Raw genomic sequence first — 13375 nt, 5'->3', positions numbered from 1 at the left:
GGCCGGCGAGCATGGGGCTGTGGCGGCTACGTGAGCTTGAGCAGGCGGGCCGCCGTCTCGCCGCGGATCGCGTTGCGCACGGACTCGTCCAGGCGGGCGGTGGCGATCTGATCCAGCGGGTCGTAGTGGCCCATGTCGAACGGGTAGTCGGTGCCGATCACCACGTGGTCGGCGCCCATCTGCTGCACCAGGAACTCCAGGTGCGGGGCGTCGAAGACCAGGCAGTCGAAGTAGATCTGCTTCAGATAGGTGGACGGCGGCCGGCTGATGAAATGCTTGCCCTCCGGGCGTTGCGCGTACGCGTGGTCCATGCGCGACGAGTAGAACGGCAGGTATCCCCCGCCGTGCACCGCCACGATCTTGAGCCCGGGATAGTCCTCCAGCACGCCGCCGTGAATGATCTTCGTGAGCGCGACCGTGGTGTCGAGCGGGTTGCCGATCACGTTGGTCAGGTAGTACTTGCGGAACCGCTCGCCGCCGGTGAAACCGTTCGGGTGCAGCATCACAACCACGTCCAACTCCGAAGCCTTCGCCCAGAACGGCCGGAACCGCCGGTCGTCGAGGTCGAGCCCCATGATGTTCGTGTTGATCTCGACGCCGCGGAAGTCGTATTCGCGGACGCACCGCTCGAGTTCCTGCACGGCGGCGTCGACGTCCTGCATCGGGACCGTGGCCAGGCCGACGAAACGGTCCGGGTGGGCCGCCACGATCTTGGCGAGGTTGTCGTTCTGCATCTGCGCCAGCTGCAGGCCGAGCGCCGGGTCGGTCCAGTAGAAGTAGCCGGCCGGCGCGACCGAGATGGCCTGGACGTCGATGCCCATGCGGTCGAGATCGGCGATCCGGCGTACGGGATCGGTCGCCTGGGGCATGATCTCGCGGACGTGCCCGACCTGGTAGGCGTTGGTCTCGTCGCCGCCGTAGTAGGTGAACGGGTCCATCTCGGGGGACATCAACCCGGCCGTGAGCGGCAGCGTGTCGGGCAGGATCACGTGGCCGTGGATATCAATGGTGCGCATGAACGTCCTTCAGAGAGAAGCGAGTGGAGACCAGGGCAGAGGCGCCCCGCCGTACTTGGCGGCCCGGACGTCACCGGACCGGGCGTGCCCCTCGAACAGCTCGACCCGAGCCGCGCGGCCACAAAGCTCGCCCAGCGAAGCCGACGCCGATTCGGACGTGACTTCCTGATAGGTCACGGTCCGCAGATACTTCCCGACCCACAGGCCGCCGGTGTATCGCGCCGCACCCCGGGTCGGCAGCACATGGTTGGTGCCGATGGCTTTGTCCCCGTACGACACACAGGTGCCCTCGCCCAGGAACAGCGCGCCGTAGTGCCGCATCGCGGAGAGAGCGAGCCGGGGCTCAGCAGTGAGGATCTGCACGTGCTCGCTGGCATACGTGTCGGCCAGCGCGTACGCCTCGTCGAGCGATGACACCACGTGCACCTCGCCGTGGTCGCGCCAGGCCGGCCCGGCCATGTCGTTGGTCGGCATGCCGGGCAGGATCGCCTCGACGTGCTCGATCACCCGTTGAGCCAGGGCGGACGAGGTCGTGATGAGCACGGCCGGCGAGTCGGGCCCGTGCTCGGCCTGGCTCAGCAGGTCGACGGCCACGATGAACGGGTCGGCCGATTCGTCGGCCACGATGAGGATCTCGGTCGGCCCGGCGAACAGGTCGATGCCCACTTCACCGAACAGCTGCCGCTTGGCCTCGGCCACATAGGCGTTACCCGGCCCGGCGATGAGGTCGACCCGGCCAACAGAGTCGGTGCCGAGCGCCATCGCCGCCACCGCCTGCACCCCGCCCAGCACGAAGATCTCGTCCGCCCCGGCCAGGTGCAGCGCCGCGATCGTGGCCGGCGGGATCTGCCCGCGCAGCGGGGGCGTGCAGGCGGTGACCCGTTCGACCCCGGCGACCTTGGCCGTCACGACCGTCATGTGGGCCGAGGCGGTCAGCGGGTAGCGGCCACCGGGCACATAGGCGCCGGAGGCCACGATCGGCAGATGCTTCTGTCCGAGGTGGACACCGGGCTGGGTCTCGACCTCGAAGTCGTGCATGCTGTCGCGCTGGTGCTGCGCGAAGGTGCGCACGTTGGCCTGAACGGTCTTGATGTCATCGATGACACCGGACGGCACCGTGGCGACGATCTCGTCGATCTGTTGCGGTGACAGGCGGAACGACTCGGGCGACCAGTTGTCGAACTTGGCCGAGTACTTGCGGACCGCGTCGTCCCCGTTGGCCCGGATGTCAGCGATGACACCGGTGACAACATCGCGGACATCGGGACCGGCCGAGGGGCCGCCCGCGGCGTTCTTGAGGGTGGGCATCAGGCGGCCGCCGTACGGGAAAGGGTCTTCATCGCTTCCAGCCGGCCCAGCACCTCGGCCTGCAGCGTGGCCACGGTCGGGTCGGTCTGCCGGCGCGGCCGTGGCAGGTCGATGGTGATGTCCTCGTAGATGCGCCCACCCGGCTGCAGCACGATGATGCGGTCGGACAGCTCGACCGCCTCGACCACGTCATGGGTCACGAAGACGACGGTCTTCTTGGACTGGGCCCAGATGTCCTGCAACTGCGCGCGCAGACCCCGGGCGGTGATCGCGTCGAGGTGGCTGAACGGCTCGTCCATCAGCAGCAGGTCGGGCTCGACCGCGAACGCCCGGGCGATGCCCACGCGCTGCTGCATGCCGCCGGAGAGCTGCCCCGGGAAGAAGTCGGCGTTCTTGGCCAGCCCCACCATGTCGAGGTACTTCCGGGCCCGGGCGACCGTCTCCTCGCTGCGGTCGTTCTGCACGTACATCATGTTCTTCATGACGCTGCGCCACGGCAGCAGGCGCGGGTCCTGGAAGACGTAGCCCATCCGGGCCGGCCCACCCGAATCGCTGGTCAGGCTGATGTCGCCGGACGTGTGCTCCTCGACGCCCGAGATGATGTTGAGCAGCGTGCTCTTGCCGCAGCCGGACGGGCCGACGATCGACACGAACGTGCCGCCGCGGACGTCGAACGAGATGTCGTCGAGCACCCGGCTGGCCTTGGGGGTGCCCACGTTGAAGGTCTTGGCCAGGTTTTTGATGGTCAGAACAGCCATGTGAGAGATCCCTACGCTGAGGCGTCGCGCCAGCGGAACGCACGCTGGATCACGCGGTCGAGGACGAAGCGGTCGAGCAGCACGATGAAGCCGACGAAGAGCACGACCCAGGCGGCGAACCCGCCGAACCGGTTGGCGTCGTACCACCAGCGGGCGCGGTAGCCGACGCCCCCGCCGCCACCGAACCACTCGGCCAGCAGCACGCCGTTCCAGCCGATGATGATGGCGAAGCGGACGCCGGCGGCCACATAACCGGTGACGGCTGGGAGCACCAGATCGCGTACGCGGCGGGAGAACGGCACGTTGTACGTCGTCGACATGTCCCGCAGGTCGCGCGAGACCCCCCGTACGCCCTGGGCGACGTTCACGATGACGAACGGCACCGAGGTGAGGAACGTCGTGATGATCGGGCTGAGGTCGCCGAACCCGAACCACATCACGGTCAGGAACGACCAGATGATCGCCGGGATCGACAGGCCGACCAGCACCGGGCTCTCGAAGAACGCGCGGCCCAGCTGGGACAGGCCCATGATGACGCCGACCGCGATGCCGACGACGGTGGCCAGCGCGACACCGACGCCGAAGCGGTAGAGCGTCATGCCGAAGTTGCCGAACACCTCGCCGCGCTGGAACTCCTCGACGAGACGCTGGACGACCTCGATCGGGCCGGGGACCCGTTCGAACAGCGCCGACATGAGCACCCAGAACAGGAAGAAGCTGAGCAGGGCGGCCACCCGGGCGGCGTTGTCCGAGGTGAGCCGCTTCTTCCAGGCCGGCGTCTCCTGTTCCTTCTCGGTGGTCGAGCGGCGGGCCTTGACGGGAGTCATCGTGGTGCTCACAGCGCGGAGCTCCTCTCCTGCGGCCGCCACGAGAGCAGGCGGGCCTCGGACTTGGCGAGGACCAGGCGCTCGATGATCAGCATGAACACGATGAACAGGAACATCCAGGCGAGCACGGCGGCGATGTCGTACAGCTGATATTCCGTACGGATCTGGAAGCCGACGCCGTTGCGGCCGCCGAACACCTCGGTGAGCGCCTCGACCTTCCACGCCACCGCGAAGCACATGCGGATCGCGGCGAACACGTACGGGACGATCGTCGGGATCAGCACCTCCTTGCGGATCTGCTGCGGCGTACGGCCGAACGCCTCGCTCATGGTGACCAGCGACTTGTCGACGCCGCGGATGCCCTCGGCCACGTTCAGGGCGATGTAGGGGGCGGAGACCAGGGCGACGGCGAGGATCGGGCCCAGGTTGGACAGGCCGAAGACGATCAGCGACATCACCGCGTAAACGATGGCGGGAATGGTACCGGCGATGGTGACGCCGTCGTGGAAGAACGCGCGCCAGTAGTTGTAGCGGCCCATCAGATAGCCGATCGGGGCGCCGACGGCCGCCGCCACCCCGAATCCGGCGAACGTCTTGAGCACACTGGCCGAGAAGTCGGTGAGGAAGTTGCCGCTCTCGACGATCTCGACCGCCGAGAGCAGGACCTCGTACGGGGTGGGCAGCAGCCGCGAGCCGAACCACCAGGAGCCGTACTCCCAGACGCCGTACAACGCGAGCCAGCCCAGGATCACCAGTCCGGTGAGCCTCCACCGGCGGCGGCGGGCGGTGCGCTTGGCGCCGGCCTCGGGGTCGGCGGGTGGTGCGACCGGAGCCGCACCGACCAGCTGATCCGTCATGTTCTCTCCTTACTTTCCCGGCGAGAAGGAGTCAGGACTTCGGGAGGATGGTGAAGTTGGGGTCGGGGACGTCGGAGGCGACGTAACCGGCCTCCTTCATGAGGTTGAACAGCTTGGTCTCGCTGTCCACCCAGGCCTGGTCGAGGTAGGTCGACTCGACGAACCAGTCGTACTTGTTGGCCAGCCAGTCACGGATGAACGCCTTGTCCTTGTCGCTCTCGGCGGCGAAGTCCTCCGGGTAGGCCTCAATGATCTTGTCGCGGTTCTTGGCCCACTCCTGGACGCCGCGGTCCCAGATCTTGATCAGGAACGCCGCCTCCTCCGGGTTCTTGTCGACCCAGGCCTTGCGGGCGACGAACACGTTGTTCTGCGGGTGGGTCAGCTCCGTCTTGTCGTCGCTGAACTGCTCGGCGTAGATCTGCGACACCGATTTCGAGTCGTACAGCGGCTTGATCGCGCCGCTGGACAGCTGTGGGATGGAGAAGTCGGGCAGCAGCAGCCCGGCGTCGGCGTCGCCGCGCTGGATCAGGCCGGCCGCGTTCTGCGGGTCGGTCACCACGAGCTCGTAGTCGCCGCCGCCCGCGCGCAGGTCGAGGTTGCACCACTTCTTGGCGAAGACGCCCCACATGATGGTGATCGAGACCGCGCTGTGCGTGACGATCTTCTTGCCCTTGAGCTCGCAGATGTCCTTGGCCGTGCTGTCCTTTCCGACGGCCAGGATGCTGCGGTCGGAGTTGAACTTGCCGAAGATCGTGGTCTTCTCGCCGGTCTGCTTCTCGAGCTCGGGCACCTCGTAGGAGGCCGCGGAGACGACATCGGCGTGACCGCCGGCGTAGACCCCGAACTCGTCCCAGCTGGACGAGGTCAGGATCTGGATGTTGGCCGCCTCTTCCATCTCCTGCTTGATGCCCTGCGACTCCATCCACTTCCAGACGGGGTCGGGGGCCATGACCATGTTGACGACGCCGTTGGCGTCCTTGGCCTCGGCGTTCTCGCCCGAGGTGGCGCCGGGACGGGCGCCGCATCCGGAGGCGGCGGCCAGGGCGAGGACGGCGGAGGTGGCTATCAGTCGGCGGCTGTTCGAACGGAGGATGCGTGATGCATTCATGGGTGTACCTCTCACAGGGGTTCGACACATCGATGGGTGCGACCAGAGGCGAGGACTTGCACAAAGCCGGCGGAAAGATCCGGCAGTAAGGTGCGGGAAATGTTTCCGGGATGTGACGCCCGACACTGCCTTGGCAACCTGTGCAAGTCAAGCATTTCTCGGAAATTTATGCATGCGGATGGCTGGCAAAAAGCACGTTGAGTAGTGTCGAGAGCTGTGCATAATTTATGCACTCCGCCGACCGAAGGAGGCTCATGACCCATCCGGAACGCCGCCGCGGCCCCGCGCGCGGTGCGACCAGCTCGACCGTGGCCGAGGCGGCCGGCGTGGCCCAGTCGACGGTGTCGCGAGCACTGCGCGGCGACCCCCGGGTGCGGGAGGACACGCGCCGCCTCATCGAGGAGACCGCCGACCGGCTCGGTTACCGCCCGTCGTGGGCCGCACTGGCTCCAGCAAAAAATGCGCCGGCCCGGACCCGGTCGATCGCCGTCGTCGCGTCCGACCTGACCAACCCGTTCTTCCCCACGCTGCTCAACCCGATGCACGACGAACTGCAGCTGATGGGCTACCGGTTCGTCCTGTTCGCCGAGCGGACCGACCTCCCGACCGGGCAGGAGGCGCTGCTCAGCCTGCTGAACTCGTCGATCGACGGGGTGCTGCTGACCACGGCCACGCTCGACTCGCAGCTGGGTCCCGCCCTGGCCGAGCGGGACCTGCCGATCGTGCTGCTCAACCGCTACGTCGACGGCATGGACGTCGACCGGGTGACCGCGGACAACCACCACGGCGGCCGGACGGCGGCGCGGCACCTGCTCGAACTCGGGCACCGGCGGATCGGGGTGATCCGCGGTCCGGCGAACACCTCGACGAGCCGCGACCGCTATGCCGGCGTACGGGAAGGAATTGCCGGTTTTGATGTTTCGCTCGAGATCAAGGAGGGGCCCTACTCGCACCAGAGCGGCTATCAGAACGCGCGGGATCTGTTGCGCCTGCCCGAACCGCCGACGGCGCTGCTGTGCGGCAACGACATCATCGCGTTCGGGGCCATCGACGCCGTGAAGTCGCTCGGCCTGGATGTGCCGGGCGACGTCTCGGTGCTCGGGTTCGACGATGTGCCGATGGCCTCGTGGGAGGTGTTCCAGCTGACCACGGTGCATCAGCCGCTCTCCGAGATGGCCCGTGCGGCGGCCCGGCTGCTGGTCGAGCGGATCGAGCACGACGGCGACATCGGCGCCGGACGGGAGCGACTGTTCGCCACCAGCCTCGTACAGCGGTCGACGACCCAGAGGCATGGCGGCTCCCTCCTGTGACGGCTGTGTTACAAGCCCCAGCCTCGGGGCGGCACTGTGACCGCCGCGATGTGTGGCCGACCATTTCTCGGGCCACTCAGTGGTGGGCCGCACATCGGCCTCTCTGACGGGCGGCGGCACCGTAGGTCCATGACGACCACCGAAGTCGCTCCTCTGCCCCTCTGGGCGCGGGAAGCCGCCGACGCCGTGGACCTGCCCGCGCTGGCCGGCCGCGTCGTCGAGGCCGACCTCGCCGCCGCCTTCGAGACGCTGCGGGACCACGACGAGTTCGTGACCCGGCTGCGGGCCAGCGTGCTGGAGAACCTGTGCGCGCTGCGTCAGGTGCTCACCGGCCGGATCCCGCTGACCGGGGTGCGGCTGACCGAGCCGTTCGCGCTGGCCGTGCTGCAGGCCCGGTTGCGCCTGCCGCAGACCGCGCTGCAACGGTCGTACCGGGTGGGGTTCCTGACCATGTGGCAGGAGTGGAGCGACCGGCTGGTCGAGCGGGCCGAGGCCGAGGACGTGCCGCGCCGGGAGAGCCTGGAGGCGTTGCAGGCGCTGACCGAACTCGTGCTGGCCTATCAGCATCACGTGGCGTCGCAGGTGGCCGACAGCTTTGCCCGTACGGACGACGTGCTGAGCCGGTCGCGCGAACACGTTCGCGCCGGACTGGTGCAGCACCTGCTCCGCGACGACTCCACTCCCCTGCCGCCGGCCGATCTGGTGCTGCTCGACTATCCGCTCGACACCTCGCACCTGGCTGTGCTGCTGCCCGGCACCCCGGAGGCGGCGGCCCGGCAGATTCTCGACACGCTGCGCGAGAAGTGCCACGTCCGCGACACGCTCGTCCACCCGATCGACCTGACCAGCACCGTCGTCTGGCTGGCCCGGCCCCGCCGGCCCGAACTCATCGCCGACCGGCTCCGCGCGCTGGGCGTGGACGCCTCGATCAGCGAGCCGCACGTGGGCGTGCAGGGCATCCGCGACGGCTGGCGGCAGGTGCGCGACATGCAGCAGGTGCGCGCGGCCTGGGGCGGCGGCGTGCTGACCTACCCCGACGTGAGCCTCGAGATCCTGCTGATGGCCGACCCGGGCCGGGCCCGCGCGTTCGTGCGCACCGAGCTCGGCGAACTGGGCGCCGACGACGAGATCGCGGCCCGTCTGCGCGAGACGGTCGAGGCCTCGCACCGCCACGGCAGCCACGTGACCACGGCCGCCCACCTACATCTGCACGAGCACACCGTGCGTAACCGCCTGCAGAAGGCGGCCGAGCTGCTGGGCCGCCCGCTGACCGAGCGGCGCACCGAGTTGCAGGCCGCGCTGCGCCTCGCCCGGCTGCTGATGTGAAGCTGCTGCTCGCCTGCCTGCTCGGCGGTTCGGCCGGCTGGGCCCTGACGGCACCCGGTGCCGGCGCCTCGGCGATGGCCACGGGCTACGGCGCCGGACTGCTCTGGGTCGGTCTGCTGACGTCGGCGATGGCTTTCCCGTACGCCGCCCTGCAGTTCCCGTCCGGCATCCTGGTCGACCGGTTCGGAGTGCGGGCGATGGCCGTCGCCGGGCTGTCTCTGGTGGTCGCCGCGCATCTGGTCGCGCTCACCGCTCCCCTGCCGTGGCTGGCCCTGACCGCCCGCGCCCTGTCCGGCGCCGGTTTCGCCGTGTGCTTCGTCTGCGGCGCCGAACTGGCTCGGGCCAGCGGTCTGGGCCGGCGTGGCATGGGCGTCTTCGGCGGCTTCGCCCTGGCCACTTCGGGCTTCGCCGTGCTGGTCGTCCCGTTCGCGTCCGTGCCGCTGGGCTGGCGCGGGCCGTGGGCGACCACCCTGGCGGTCACCGTGCCGGCCCTGGTGCTCGCCTTCTTCTCTCCTTCCGTTTCTTCTGGGGGGAGAACGGCCCGGGGTTCGGTACTCGACCCCCAACTGCTCCGGCTCGCCTCGGTGCACGCCGTGACCCTCGGCCTGGGGCTGGTGCTGTCGTCGTGGGCGACCACCCTGCTGGTCGACATCTGGCGGTTCTCGCCGGCCGTGGCCGCCGTGGTCGGCTCGGGCATCCTCGGCCTGTCCGTGGTCAGCCGGCCGCTCGGCGGTCTCGTCCCGCCCGCCCGCACCCGTACGGTCTGGGTCGTCGCCCTGATCGCCTGCGCGCTCGCGACCGCCGCCCTGTCGTGGCGCACCACGCCGGCGGTCGCCGTACTCGCCGTCCTCGCACTCGGTCTGTTCAGCGGGCTGCCCTTCGCGAGCGTGGTCAGCGCCGGCCAGGCACGCGCCCCCGAACGCCCGGCCGCCGCCGTCGGCCTGATGAACACGGCCGCCTTCGGCCTGGTCGTGGCCGCGACCCCGATCGTGGGCTGGGCCGCCGACCACGGCCGGGCCGCGCCGACGCTGCTCGTCGTCGCCCTGCTGTGGCTGGTGCCGCTCGCAGTCCTGCCCCGCGTCCTCTCAGGTGAGCCCGCCGGCCGCCGATGAGGCGTCCGTGAATCCTCGGGCCCGGGCAGCCGGTGCGCTGTTCCTGTGCGCCCTCCTCCAGATCTGGCTGACCACGACCGGACATCCGGCGTGGCTGGTGGTGCCGGCCGGCCTCGCCACCACCGCGCTGGCCTTCGCCGCGGCCGGCCGGCACGCCGTGCTGGCCCACCGGGAGACCGGCCGCGCCCGTTCGGCCTGGATCTTCACGTCGGCCGCGACCGGCCTGTGGGCGCTCGGCAGTGCCTTCTACACCCTTGATTCCGTACGCGGTACGAACGTGGCCCCGCCCCGGCTCGGCGACTGGCTCTCGCTCGCCGCGGCCCTGCTCGCGCCCGGCGTGCTGCTGGCCGGCCCGTCCGCGCCGGTGGCCCGCGACATCCAGGTCCGGCTCGGGCTGGACGGCCTGATGGTGGCCACCGCGCTGTTCGTCCCCGCGTGGCCGCTGCTGCTGCACCCGACCCAGCAACTGCTCGGCAACGCGGGCGGACTGCTCGCGATCAGCATCCCGGCGACCCACATCGTCTGCCTCGCCATCGCCGTGGTGCTGCTCTCCCGCAGCCGGGCCGGTGCCGCCAACGCCGTGACCGCGCTGGCCGGGGCGTTCGCGGTGTTCGCCGCCTCGGTGCTCGTCTATCTGGCCGTCGCGCTGCGGGGCGGCTCGTGGCAGGTGCACAGCATGGCCGGGCTGTTCGCCACGGCCACCGTGCTCCTGCTGCTGGCCGGACGCCTGCCGATGCCGGTGGACAGCCGGCCGTGGCTGGAGGCCCCGACCGGGGTGCGGGCCGCGCTGCCGTACGTGCCGGTCGTGCTCGCGTACGGGACAGCCGCCGTCCTGCAGCAACGCGGCCAGATCGACGGCGTCGCCGTGGCCGCGGTCCTGCTGCTCACCGCGCTCGTGCTGGGCCGCCAGTTCCTCGCGTTGCGCACGACCGGCCTGCTGCTGGCCGAGCTCAGCGAACAGCGCCGCCAGCTGGCCCACCAGGCCACCCACGACGACCTGACCGGCCTGGCCAACCGCAAACTGCTCAACACCCGGATCGCCGGGGCCCTGGACGCCGGCGGCGGCGTCGCCCTGCTGCTGGCCGACCTGGACGGCTTCAAGCAGGTCAACGACGAGAGCGGCCATCCCGCCGGCGACGACGTGCTGATCCGGGTCGCCGCCGCCCTGCACCGGGCCGTGCCGCCGGACGCCCTGGTCGCCCGGCTGGGCGGCGACGAATTCGCGATCCTGCTGCACCCCGCTTCCTCATCAGCGCTGGACACGGCGTCGCGGGTCATCGACGAGGTCTCCGCCCTCGGCGAATCCCGGGTCGGCGTCAGCGTGGGTGTCGTGCACGAGCCCGGCGGTGGCGCCACGGTCAGCTCTCTGCTCACCCACGCCGACGCGGCCCTGTACGAGGCCAAGCGGGCCGGCAAGGGCTGCGTCCGCGTCTACAACACCTTCGAGACGGCGCGTACGTAGGCTTCCTGGCCTTCTTTGTTCGGGTGGAAGCTCTGCTTGGCCGGCCCGGGAAGGCCCTTCGGGTTGAACGGGATGACCGCGCCGTTGAGCCACCGGTCGCCGCTGCACAGCCGGTGGCCCTTGAACTCCTCGGTCACCGTGACGAAGTCCACCTCGACGCCGGGCCGGGTGATGCGCAACTGGGCGTTGGCGGCGACGACCGAACGCCTGATCGCCTCGTTGAGCCGCTCGGCCATGTCGTTGAGCCACTGGCCGTCCTCGTAGCTGATGTACGCCGAGATCACCGCCTCGGCCGTACCGATCCGGCAGTCGAACCTGCCCCAGTTCGCTACGTTCCGGACCCGCGTGTAGAGCAGCTTGGACTCCGCGAACATCAGCGGATAGCCGGTGACGACAAGCCGGCCGCCCGGCGCCATCCGGCGCGCGATGGCGATGTAGGCATCGGCCAGCGAATGCACATGCCCGGGATCGTGCTCGAACACGATCCGGTCCTGCTCCAGCGGAACCAGCCGCTCGGCCACGATGCCCGCGGCACCCTTCTTCCCGCTGCGGTTCCGGCAGCCGAACCCGCGGTGGAACATACGATCGACGCAGTCCTTGAGGATGTCGGCGAACCCCGCGTCGTTGCCGCCGATCGACAGGGTCACCAGCTTCGGCGTCTTGGCGATGACGGCGTCGATCTGCGGATCCTCGTACTCGCCGTACTCCGTGTAGGTCTCGTTCGGGTAGAACAGATCCTCGAGCACCGCCCCGGAACACGCGACGAAGGTCATCGATTCGGCCTTCGTCTTGAGCAGACCTTTCTCGACCGCGGCCGCCGAGACGCCGTGGGCCCAGCTCCGGCTCGACCGGTGACATCCGGTCTGCCCCCGCGGCGTGTCCTTGTCGGTAAAGGTGGTGCCTTTCTCGTACGTCTCGTTGGGCGACCCTTCCCCCGAGGCGTAGGAGTCACCCAGCGCCACATAGGCATCCGGAACGGGCGGCGCCGGAGATGGCGTGGGCGTGGGGGCGGCCGACGTCGGTACGGGCGTGGCCGGCTTCGCCTGGGCGACCGCGGTGACCTCGACGGTGTAGGTGTGCCCCGAGCTGAGCGTCCGGGTGAAGAGCCAATGGCCCGGCCCGAGTTCACGGCGCTCGGCCTCCCGCAGCGCGCGGCCGCCGTCGCCCTCCTTGGCGTACACGGCGAGAACAGTTCCCGCCGCGAACCAGCCGCTCCGAGCCGAACACGGTGACGGTGCTCCCGAGCAGAGCCGGCTGTTGTCGCCGACGGTCACGTAGTTCGGCCACGAGCCGCTGCTCACCCGGGTGACGACCACGTCGACCACGCCGTCGACCGGCATGGTCGGCGCATCCGCCGCCCAGGCCGGCACCGGCAGGCCCGCGATCAGAGCACACACGGCCACCAGAACCAGCGGCAACTTCCGTCTACGGGCAGCCACGGACCATCCCTCACCTGCGAAACGATTGAGCCCGCATCGGCCGCGGGGTCACCCGACCCTAGAATCCTTTCGGCAGCTCGAAAATCGCCCGCGCGGGGTCGTCCGCTCGACCCCCTGTTTCCGGCCCCGGCAGCCTGGCCGCAGCCCATTCGCGTCGCCCGTCGAGCATTGGCGTTGCGGATCGTGGGTGGCTTGCCTAGGTTCACGCCATGATTCCGGCTGACTGGATGCCACACCGCCGTGGCGAGGATGACGAGCTTCTCGGCTATCTGCGGCCCGTCGACGATCGGTTCCGGCCGGTTACCGTTTTCGGATATCCGCTCGGTGACGTCACCGACGAGCACGAGGCGCGGCAGATCCTCGACGCCGTCGGGCTCAGCTATCTGGCCGGCCGCTGGCTGCTGGCGCTTGACGGGCGGCCCGAACCGATCGCGGTCGAGATCGTCGAGGCGAGCCCCGAGCGCCTGCGGGTCAAGAACGTCGACTTCGGGTTCGAGGAGAACATCGGCGCGATCTTCACCCTCGACGTGCCGCCCGGCGACGCGCTGCGACTGCAGTGAGCGAGTCGTCAGCGGGGCAAGGCCTGCGCCGAGCCGAACTCGCGATGGGCGAGGTCGCTCGAGCGGATCCAGTACTCGGCGTGGGACAGATCGGCGAGCAGGACGTAGCTGTCGTCACCGGTCAGCGGGAGCAGGTCGGTCAGGCTGCTCTCGGCGTGCCGGCGAGACCCGGTCCCGTGGCCGAACATCAGCGTTACCGCGTCGGCGCCGGCCTCGCGCGACCCGGCGACCGTACGAGGACTCACCCGCCCATGATCCACCGCGGGGAGAACGGGAGGCTATCGTCGGGGCG

The 13375-nt window shown here is 69.6% G+C and carries 13 protein-coding genes; 5 read left to right on the top strand and 8 right to left on the bottom strand.

Features of this window, described 5'->3' with window-relative positions; all coding sequences use genetic code 11:
• Positions 1 to 26 precede the first annotated feature (26 nt).
• The 6 genes from KOI35_RS11120 to KOI35_RS11095 are packed head-to-tail and all read right to left on the bottom strand — an operon-like array spanning position 27 to position 5874.
• On the bottom strand, positions 27 to 1016 hold the full coding sequence (locus KOI35_RS11120) for an amidohydrolase family protein (RefSeq protein ID WP_215786237.1): 990 nt from the start codon (positions 1014 to 1016) through the stop codon (positions 27 to 29).
• A gap of 9 nt (positions 1017 to 1025) precedes the next feature.
• Positions 1026 to 2324 (bottom strand): histidinol dehydrogenase, encoded by a 1299-nt coding sequence (hisD, locus tag KOI35_RS11115; RefSeq protein WP_215786236.1) that lies wholly within the window; start codon positions 2322 to 2324, stop codon positions 1026 to 1028.
• Complete coding sequence (locus KOI35_RS11110; RefSeq protein ID WP_215786233.1) at positions 2324 to 3082, bottom strand: ABC transporter ATP-binding protein; 759 nt, start codon at positions 3080 to 3082, stop codon at positions 2324 to 2326. The genes hisD and KOI35_RS11110 overlap by 1 nt, the downstream gene beginning before the upstream one ends.
• Before the next feature lie 11 nt (positions 3083 to 3093).
• Entirely contained in the window at positions 3094 to 3921 is an 828-nt protein-coding gene (locus KOI35_RS47275) for an ABC transporter permease (RefSeq protein ID WP_215786231.1), read from the bottom strand.
• Positions 3918 to 4766 carry an ABC transporter permease gene (locus tag KOI35_RS11100; RefSeq protein ID WP_215786229.1) on the bottom strand — a complete coding sequence of 283 codons (849 nt, stop codon included), beginning with the start codon at positions 4764 to 4766 and terminating at the stop codon, positions 3918 to 3920. The genes KOI35_RS47275 and KOI35_RS11100 overlap by 4 nt, the downstream gene beginning before the upstream one ends.
• 31 nt (positions 4767 to 4797) lie before the next feature.
• The gene (locus KOI35_RS11095; RefSeq protein ID WP_215786227.1) at positions 4798 to 5874 is read right to left on the bottom strand and encodes an ABC transporter substrate-binding protein; all 1077 of its coding nucleotides are present in this window, start codon (positions 5872 to 5874) and stop codon (positions 4798 to 4800) included.
• Between the two features lie 254 nt (positions 5875 to 6128).
• On the opposite strand from KOI35_RS11095, the gene KOI35_RS11090 reads away from it, so the two are divergent.
• The 4 genes from KOI35_RS11090 to KOI35_RS48870 all read left to right on the top strand — a co-directional run bounded on the left by KOI35_RS11090 (position 6129) and on the right by KOI35_RS48870 (position 11084).
• Positions 6129 to 7184: a LacI family DNA-binding transcriptional regulator gene (locus tag KOI35_RS11090; protein ID WP_215786225.1), complete on the top strand. Its 1056-nt coding sequence runs from the start codon at positions 6129 to 6131 to the stop codon at positions 7182 to 7184.
• A gap of 129 nt (positions 7185 to 7313) precedes the next feature.
• Positions 7314 to 8510, top strand: coding sequence for a PucR family transcriptional regulator (locus tag KOI35_RS11085; protein ID WP_215786223.1), 1197 nt, complete (start codon positions 7314 to 7316; stop codon positions 8508 to 8510).
• Positions 8507 to 9622: an MFS transporter gene (locus KOI35_RS11080; RefSeq protein WP_215786221.1), complete on the top strand. Its 1116-nt coding sequence runs from the start codon at positions 8507 to 8509 to the stop codon at positions 9620 to 9622. Before KOI35_RS11085 ends, KOI35_RS11080 begins: the two co-directional genes overlap by 4 nt.
• 7 nt (positions 9623 to 9629) lie before the next feature.
• Complete coding sequence (locus KOI35_RS48870) at positions 9630 to 11084, top strand: GGDEF domain-containing protein (RefSeq protein ID WP_215786219.1); 1455 nt, start codon at positions 9630 to 9632, stop codon at positions 11082 to 11084.
• Here the strand turns inward: KOI35_RS48870 and KOI35_RS11070 are convergent.
• Positions 11054 to 12523, bottom strand: coding sequence for an SGNH/GDSL hydrolase family protein (locus KOI35_RS11070; RefSeq protein ID WP_215786217.1), 1470 nt, complete (start codon positions 12521 to 12523; stop codon positions 11054 to 11056). The two genes, KOI35_RS48870 and KOI35_RS11070, sit on opposite strands and share 31 nt — an antisense overlap.
• A 209-nt stretch (positions 12524 to 12732) precedes the next feature.
• Between KOI35_RS11070 and KOI35_RS47265 the strand changes: the two genes are divergently transcribed.
• A complete protein-coding gene (locus tag KOI35_RS47265; RefSeq protein WP_246612885.1) occupies positions 12733 to 13083 on the top strand; it encodes a hypothetical protein in 351 nt (116 codons plus the stop codon).
• An 8-nt stretch (positions 13084 to 13091) separates the two neighbouring features.
• Here the strand turns inward: KOI35_RS47265 and KOI35_RS47260 are convergent, their stop codons facing one another.
• Positions 13092 to 13328, bottom strand: a complete 237-nt coding sequence (locus KOI35_RS47260) for a hypothetical protein (protein WP_246612884.1) — start codon at positions 13326 to 13328, stop codon at positions 13092 to 13094.
• Positions 13329 to 13375: the final 47 nt, after the last annotated feature.

The sequence above is a fragment of the Paractinoplanes bogorensis genome, from assembly GCF_018829635.1.
GTDB classification, from domain to species: Bacteria; Actinomycetota; Actinomycetes; order Mycobacteriales; family Micromonosporaceae; genus Actinoplanes; species Actinoplanes bogorensis.
The sequence above is the reverse complement of the archived record's forward strand: the minus strand, read 5'-3'. Positions and strand labels throughout refer to the sequence as shown.